The sequence below is a fragment of the Leisingera aquaemixtae genome (assembly GCF_001458395.1).
Classification (GTDB): Bacteria; Pseudomonadota; Alphaproteobacteria; order Rhodobacterales; family Rhodobacteraceae; genus Leisingera; species Leisingera aquaemixtae.
In genome coordinates this window covers 1-6,952 of sequence record NZ_CYSR01000017.1, presented here as the reverse complement: position 1 = coordinate 6,952, position 6,952 = coordinate 1, and the positions used below count along the sequence as shown (strand labels likewise).

5 protein-coding genes, 1 tRNA gene and 2 rRNA genes are annotated in these 6,952 nt (G+C 61.3%); 4 read left to right on the top strand and 4 right to left on the bottom strand.

Annotated elements, in window-relative coordinates; translation table 11 throughout:
- Both PHA8399_RS07630 and PHA8399_RS22775 read left to right on the top strand, forming a co-directional pair.
- A partial coding sequence (locus tag PHA8399_RS07630) for an integrase core domain-containing protein (protein WP_145977002.1) occupies positions 1 to 437 on the top strand: 437 nt, incomplete at its 5' end.
- Between the two features lie 67 nt (positions 438 to 504).
- The gene (locus PHA8399_RS22775; protein ID WP_244270175.1) at positions 505 to 1,179 is read left to right on the top strand and encodes an NADH dehydrogenase ubiquinone Fe-S protein 4; all 675 of its coding nucleotides are present in this window, start codon (positions 505 to 507) and stop codon (positions 1,177 to 1,179) included.
- Between the two features lie 333 nt (positions 1,180 to 1,512).
- Here the strand turns inward: PHA8399_RS22775 and PHA8399_RS22275 are convergent, their stop codons facing one another.
- Positions 1,513 to 2,199: a hypothetical protein gene (locus tag PHA8399_RS22275; RefSeq protein ID WP_244270174.1), complete on the bottom strand. Its 687-nt coding sequence runs from the start codon at positions 2,197 to 2,199 to the stop codon at positions 1,513 to 1,515.
- Here PHA8399_RS22275 and PHA8399_RS07620 point away from each other — a divergent pair.
- Together PHA8399_RS07620 and PHA8399_RS21900 are read left to right on the top strand one after the other, a co-directional pair.
- Positions 2,185 to 4,299 carry an AAA family ATPase gene (locus tag PHA8399_RS07620; RefSeq protein ID WP_244270173.1) on the top strand — a complete coding sequence of 705 codons (2,115 nt, stop codon included), beginning with the start codon at positions 2,185 to 2,187 and terminating at the stop codon, positions 4,297 to 4,299. The genes PHA8399_RS22275 and PHA8399_RS07620 overlap by 15 nt on opposite strands.
- Before the next feature lie 453 nt (positions 4,300 to 4,752).
- Complete coding sequence (locus PHA8399_RS21900) at positions 4,753 to 6,453, top strand: recombinase family protein (RefSeq protein ID WP_082649489.1); 1,701 nt, start codon at positions 4,753 to 4,755, stop codon at positions 6,451 to 6,453.
- Here PHA8399_RS21900 and PHA8399_RS07600 read toward each other — a convergent pair.
- From PHA8399_RS07600 to PHA8399_RS07590, 3 genes are all read right to left on the bottom strand, one after another.
- A tRNA-Met gene (locus PHA8399_RS07600) sits at positions 6,410 to 6,486 on the bottom strand. The two genes, PHA8399_RS21900 and PHA8399_RS07600, sit on opposite strands and share 44 nt — an antisense overlap.
- Positions 6,487 to 6,530: 44 nt before the next feature.
- Positions 6,531 to 6,645, bottom strand: a 5S ribosomal RNA gene (gene rrf / locus PHA8399_RS07595).
- 214 nt (positions 6,646 to 6,859) lie between these two features.
- Positions 6,860 to 6,952 (bottom strand): 23S ribosomal RNA (locus PHA8399_RS07590); the annotation flags it as partial.

The window sequence follows — 6,952 nt, the reverse complement described above, 5'->3', positions numbered from 1 at the left end:
TCTATACGACCAAAACCCCGATCACTGCCGCTGATCTGCTGAATGATCGCGTCCTGCCATTCCACGATGAACACGACCTGCCGGTGCTGCGGATCATGACGGACCGGGGCACGGAATACTGCGGCCGGGCCGACAAGCACGACTACCAGCTCTTCCTGGCCATCAATGACATCGACCACACCAAGACCAAGGTGAAATCGCCCCAGACCAACGGCATCTGCGAGCGGTTCCACAAGACCATTTTGCAGGAGTTCTATCAGGTCGCGTTCCGCAAAAAGCTCTACGACAGCATCGGTGCGCTGCAAACGGACCTCGACGAATGGCTGCATAACTACAACCACCAACGCACTCATCAGGGCAAAATGTGTTGCGGCAGAACGCCGTTCCAGACCATGATTGAAGGCAAGCAGATCTGGAAGGAAAAGTTCGTGAACTGAACTTGGCCTGACAGACGCCGCCGGAAAAACGGCCAACTGTCAGATCACATCTGAACCACTACAGCTCATGGGATGGACTTCCAGCGACGATCCATTCCAAACGATCCGGTTGACCTTACCGGACCGCAAAAGTGCAATTGCTTACGCTGAGCGTAACTATTGGCGCTATATCGTGCACGACGACCCCACGACCAGACGCGGTCCCGCCCCGCGGCGTTTCTGGTGGGAACAGGCGCCATCGGCTAAGGGTTTCGATGCGCCCGGCGCATGGTACATTATAACCGGGCGTCACCCACAACGAGTGCGCACGATCTCTATCGCGGAGTCGACGCTCCTGGCGCGTCCGACGTTTCCAGCGACACAGGCTTTGGTCGTACGGACCCCGTTCTGGAGGCCAGCCCCGAGTCCTTTCCCGTTTCGGAACCGCCCGCCTGGTCCGGCGCGACCCTTTGATCGCGGGGCTTGCGCTGATGCACGAAACCGAAAGCGTCCTCCAGGTCGCCGCATTGCTGCTTGGAATATCTTTACCGAGGGTGCGGAGATTGCGGGCGGCGAGACTAGTTCGGATCCAGATGCAATCCCTCATTCCTTCTGTAGCACACTGCTGAGTCCAACCGGATTGTGCTTAAGAGCGGCATCCTGGCCATCTGGCTCACCCGCGAATTGGAGAAACGCGGCCTTCCGATCATCTGCATGGAGCCACGCCTGGAGCACAAAGCGCTGTCGGGGAGGACCAGCGTGACTCTGAATGTCCGGTCCGGAGAAATCTTCTGCGTAGCTCAAAAAACTTCTGCTGCGCGGGCGAACATAGATTTCGACTTTTTTGCACTTGCATCCGCCGGATGGCAAACGGCCGGTTAGTCCGGCATCTCTTCCGTTCGATGATGGTTGGTGGCTGCACCTGCGGCGAAGGTCTGCTCCTTTCATTGCTCGTGCAGCATGGGATCGCCGCCCGGCTGGCAGATCCCAAGACTTTGCAAACGTCGCTGTACTGGGCGTTCCTGCTGTCCAACATACGCGCAGCGTCCCACTTTCCCTTGCAGGAAAGCAACACTCAGGTGACCTTCCGCCGCTATCAAACATTAAACCTCTGGTCCGGGTTGTCGCGTTGCAAGATCCCGGTAACGACAGGATCTTCCCGCAAATCCAGCCGCCTTCGGCATTCCGCCACGGCCTCAGCGTCCCGGGCAATTTCCATTCGCTGTTCGTGCAATGCGTCCTCAATTATCTCTGCGATGATCTTCAGAAGGATTTCGAGCAGAGACATTTCTGGTTCAAGCCGGGCGTGCATCTTCAGAGGCAGCGGGCGTTCCGCAGCATCGCGCGGGCCATGCACCAGCCTGCCCCCATCGCCTTTTCTATCGGGGACCCAACGCAGCTGATCTCTTCGGATCAATTCCAACCCCAAATTAAGTGCCTCAGCCCGTCCCAATACTGCCCCTGCCTCTTCTTCCCGGAGGCTTTGTTCAGCTTCCCGCTCTGTCAAGCTCGCCTCCCGCAGCCGGATCTGCTCTGTCTCCTGTTCCAAAACCCTCTCCCTGGCTTCAACCTCCCTCTCCCGACTCGACACCGTTTCTTCTCTTGCCCCGACCTCAGCCTCTTTCTTCTTCAAAGAATTTTCTTCCGCCGCGACGCGGCGTGCCTGCACTTCCAGCGCCTGCTCCCGCACTTCCAGCTGGGTCTCGGACCGAAGGTTCGCCAGCTGCTCCTCCGCGCGGGCTTTGGCCCCGGCCTTGCGCGCGGCGTATTGCTTGGTGGTCATCCAAAATCCAGACTGCTGGACACGCTCAACGACCTGCCAAGAGCTCAGCACCGGGACAGCGAGGAGCTCGATCAGCTCCGGGAAAACGGCATCGACGGATGGGCGCTGGACGATGAGGGACGCAGCCGCCCCGCAACCGCCCTGCCCGCCAGCCGGAGCCTGATTGCACTGCGGCTTGCGGCCACCTTCGTCTCATCCCGGAATGTCATGGACACCCTGCTTGCTCAGGGCGCCGTCACCGTGCTCTCCGGGTTCCGGACCGCGGACGCCGATCAAATTCTGACGGCCTGCCGTTGCGGTATTCTGCCCGAAGAGTGGAAGGTCACGACCCTGGGCGACGAACGGCACCACGAGCAGACACTCCGGGTGCTTCAAGTCACCACATCAACCGGCACGTCTCGGACCGGCGATCTCTACCGCCTCGAGCGCAACCTGTGCGAAGCGCTGCAGCTGCCCTGCCCGCTGCTTGTTTTGCTTCCGGACGGTGAAAGCCTCCCGGACAATCTCAGTACGGTCCTGCCCAACCCGGCCAAACTGGAGCCGCTAAGCCGCGACATCCTCATCACGCAGCTGGAGCACAGTCACAGCGCCACTAGCAAAATCGACCGAGAAGCAGTGGACCCGGCCCTCCCCGACGACGATGCGCTGTCCCAGCTGGGCGATCCAGATGTGCTGCTGGCACTCAGGGCCCCGGATGCCCGCAGCGCGGCAGAGCGCCTGGCTGCGGCAGTTTCCCGGACCTGGAGGCACGCTGGCGGGGTCCACGGATTGTCCCTGGAGGACATCAACGGCACCTCTCCCGCGCACAGTGCTGCGGCAGATTTGGCTGCCGATCTGCGCAGCTGGCAGCGCGGTGAGATCGAGTGGAGCGACATGTCCCGCTCGCTGCTGATCTACGGAGAACCCGGAACCGGCAAAACAGTGCTAGCCGGGGCGATCGCCGCCTCTGCCGGCGTTCCGTTGATCCAGGGCTCTTTCGGCGCTTGGCAAGCACGGGGCCATCTTGGCGATATGCTGGCGGCGATGCTGGCGTGTTTCCAGGACGCCAAATCCTGCAAACCTTGCGTATTGTTCATCGATGAGATCGACAGTTGCGGGTCTCGCGCTGACACCGGCGACCGCAACCAAGCCTATCGCCAGCAAGTCATCAACGAGTTCCTGCGCCAAATCGATCTGCTGCACCAAGAAGAAGGCATTCTGCTGATCGGCGCCACCAATTTTCCCGGAAAAATCGACCCGGCTATCCTGCGCCCTGGCCGTTTCGACCTGCATCACGAGATGCCGCTTCCAACCCGGCAGCAGATCCAGATCATGCTTGAGCAGGCCTTCCCGGACACCGGGCAAGATCTGCGCCACCTGTCCCGGAAACTGGCCGGGCAAACCCCCGCCGTGATCGACGCCCGCATTCGCGAGGCCCGGGCGCGAGCGCGGCGCCAGGGGCGCAGCTTCGATCCCGGATTTCTTGAGCAGGTCCTCGGCAAGGAACTAGGATACCGAAAGCAGTTGGATGATCGCATTGCCGTGCATGAATGCGGGCACGTTATCTCCGCGTGGCTCTACGGTGAAGAGATCAAACGTGTTTGTCTCTCCCCCGCCGGAGGGTTGACCGAGCGCACCGCACCGCCGCACGCCGGGCTGCAGGCGGATTTCGACCGGCAGATGACGATCCACCTCGCAGGCCGAGCGGCGGAACGGCTGGTGTTCGGGACGGTCTCAGCCGGAGCAGGCGGAGGCGGAAATTCAGACCTCGCGCAGGCCGCGCGACTGTCGCTGGCGATGGACCATGAACTCGGACTTGGCATCCACGGCAACGCATGGTTTGGGCCGCCGGACCCGGCCCGTCTGACGGCCGAAGAACGCAAGCGCCTTCAGGAGCAGCTCGACCACGCCGAAGACTGCGCCCGCGCCCTGCTGTATCCCCACAGGCACGTGCTGCAGGAAATGGCTTCGGTTCTGACGCGTGAAAGGGAATTTGACGCCAGCGCCATCAATCGTTGGCTGAAGGACCTGCCCCGCAAGGGTGGCAGGGATGATGGTCCGGATCGTATCGGGGAGGACACTGCAAACACAGCAACTGCATTCGGCGCAACTTCCGGATAACTCCCTCCCGGAAATAGTTTGCGGCCCGGCCCTGTCCCGAAAGCAAACCTCCCGGCGCCCCCGCTTGGCGCCGGACATGGGCCCCGCCAGCGGGGTTATCCACATAAACCCGGCCAGCCGCTGCAACAGCAGCCTGTTCAAGGGTCCTCCGTCCTCCCGCTCCAGATATGATGCAGCCAACAGCCGTCGGGTCAGATCCCGGCCAGATCAGCAGCATCAGAAGACCGCCCCGGGCCTGTGTCCGGGAGCGGCGGGAGACCTCGGCCAATGGCGCGGGACCAAATGAGCTATGTCAATTGCGAGGAGACAGCCTGTCTCTCCGGTACACCTCAGACAAACGGCCAGGCCCACTGTCCGGCCTCGCTTCTGCACATCATAAGGCTTCTCGCCCGCCAGGCTGCTCACGAAGACATCGCGGCACAGAGGAGCCAACAGCCTTCGAAGGAATAAGCCATGAACACAACCCCCGGTCTCCGCGCTGCCATCTACGCCCGATACTCTACAGACAAGCAAAAAGACACATCCGTCGAAGACCAGATCCGGCTGTGCCGCCGCATGTGCGAGCAAAACAGGTGGCGGGTCACGGAGGTTTTCACCGATCACGCGCTCAGCGGAAAAAACACCCTTCGTCCGGGATACCAGAGCCTGATCCAGGCAGCGGAAAGCGGCCAGATCGACATCATTGCCGCCGAAAGCCAGAACCGCCTCTCGCGGGACATGGCGGATTCCGCAACCCTGCTGAAGCGCATGAGCTACTTCGGGGTCAGGCTCCACACAGCTGCTGAGAATGAACTGGACGATATGAAGGTCGGCGTCAGCGGACTGGTGTCCACCATGTTTCTTCGGGACCTGGCCCAGAAGACACGCCGCGGTCTGGAAGGGCGCATTGCCAGGGGCAAATCTGCTGGCGGGATTGCCTACGGCTACCGGGTGAAGCGTGAGATCCTGCCCGACGGCACGGTCAGCACCGGCGATCGGGAGATTGAGCCGGACGAGGCCGCCGTCATCACCCGGATCTTCCGGGAGTACGCAGACGGCCTTTCCGCGCGCTCAATCGCTGCCGCGCTGAACGCCGAAGCAGTGCCTGCTCCCCAGAGCGGCAAGGGCACCGGAGTCTGGAACCCCTCGACGATCTCCGGGAACATCAAGCGCGGCACCGGTATCCTGAACAACGAGCTGTATATCGGGCGTCTGGTCTGGAACCGGCTGACCTACGATACCAACCCGGACACCGGCAAACGCTTGTCACGCCTCAACCCGCCCGAAGACTGGAAGATCGAAGAAGTCCCCCAGCTGCGCATCATTGATGACCAACTCTGGCACGCAGTGAAGACGCGCCAGGGAGAGGTGCGGCAGGCAATGAACCCGGCAGGCGTTCTGACCGAACGGCCCCGGCTGGAACGCGCGCGCCGGCCGACCTACCTTCTGTCCGGCCTCTTGCGCTGCGCCTGCTGCGGCGCCAGCTACACGCTGATCAACAAGACGCGCTACGGCTGCGCCGGCGCGCGCAACAAGGGCGCCGCGGTCTGCACCAACCGCGCCACCATCGGCCGGGAAGAAGTAGAGGATCGGGTTCTCTCCGGACTGAAGCAGCGCCTGCTGGCGCCGGACCTTCTGGAGCAATTCGCCGAGGAATACCGCAAGGCCTTCAATGAGGCCGCTGCCGGAGCCAGTCAGGAGCGCCAGAAGGCGGAAGCCTCCCTGAAGAAGGTGGAGGGAAAAATCGCGGGCATTCTGAAGGCCATCGAAGACGGCATGTACCATGCGTCATTGAAGGCCAAGATGTCGGAACTGGAAGCGGAGAAAGCCGAATTAGAGGCCATCATCAAGGAAAGCCCGGAACCCCCTGCCCTGCGGCTGCATCCCAGCCTTTCGCAGCGCTACCGCAAGATGGTCGAGGATCTCGCCCGGTCGCTGAACGCGCCGGAGGTGAAGCGGGAAGCCACAGAAGCGCTGCGGGCGCTGATTTCAGAGGTGCGGATGGTTCCGGACGCAGACGCACCTGGGGGCCATCAGCTTGAACTTGTTGGGGAATTGGCGGGGCTTATGGCGTTGGGTCAGCCGGAATCGAAAAAGCCCCCGCTTTTTGCGGAGGCTTTGTCGGAAACGGTGGTTGCGGGAGCAGGATTTGAACCTGCGACCTTCAGGTTATGAGCCTGACGAGCTACCTGGCTGCTCCATCCCGCGACAGGTGTTTTGTCATCGATTAGAGAGGTTTTGGATTTTACTAGGTTTGGCGGTGACCTACTCTCCCAGGGCTTGAGCCCAAGTACCATCGGCGCGACAGTGCTTAACTTCCGGGTTCGGGATGGGACCGGGTGTTTCACTTGTGCTGTGGCCACCAAACCAAGAAAAATCCAATTCCGACGTCCTTGCGGAGCAAGGCTGTTGAGCGGCAGGCAGCGTGTTTGCTTCAGCAAATGCGCATTGCCGCCCGGTTGCTGTGTCACCGCCTGGTGGCGGCAGGCACAACAGCCTGCGTCGGTTACAATCAACGTTGTCCGTGTTTTTTTGGGATGGTTTGCTTGTTTGGTTTTCGTAACACTGTCTGTTACTGGATCAAATCAAGCCTATCGGGCGATTAGTACCGGTCAGCTGAACGCATTGCTGCGCTTACACCTCCGGCCTATCGGCGTGGTGGTCTTCCACGGCC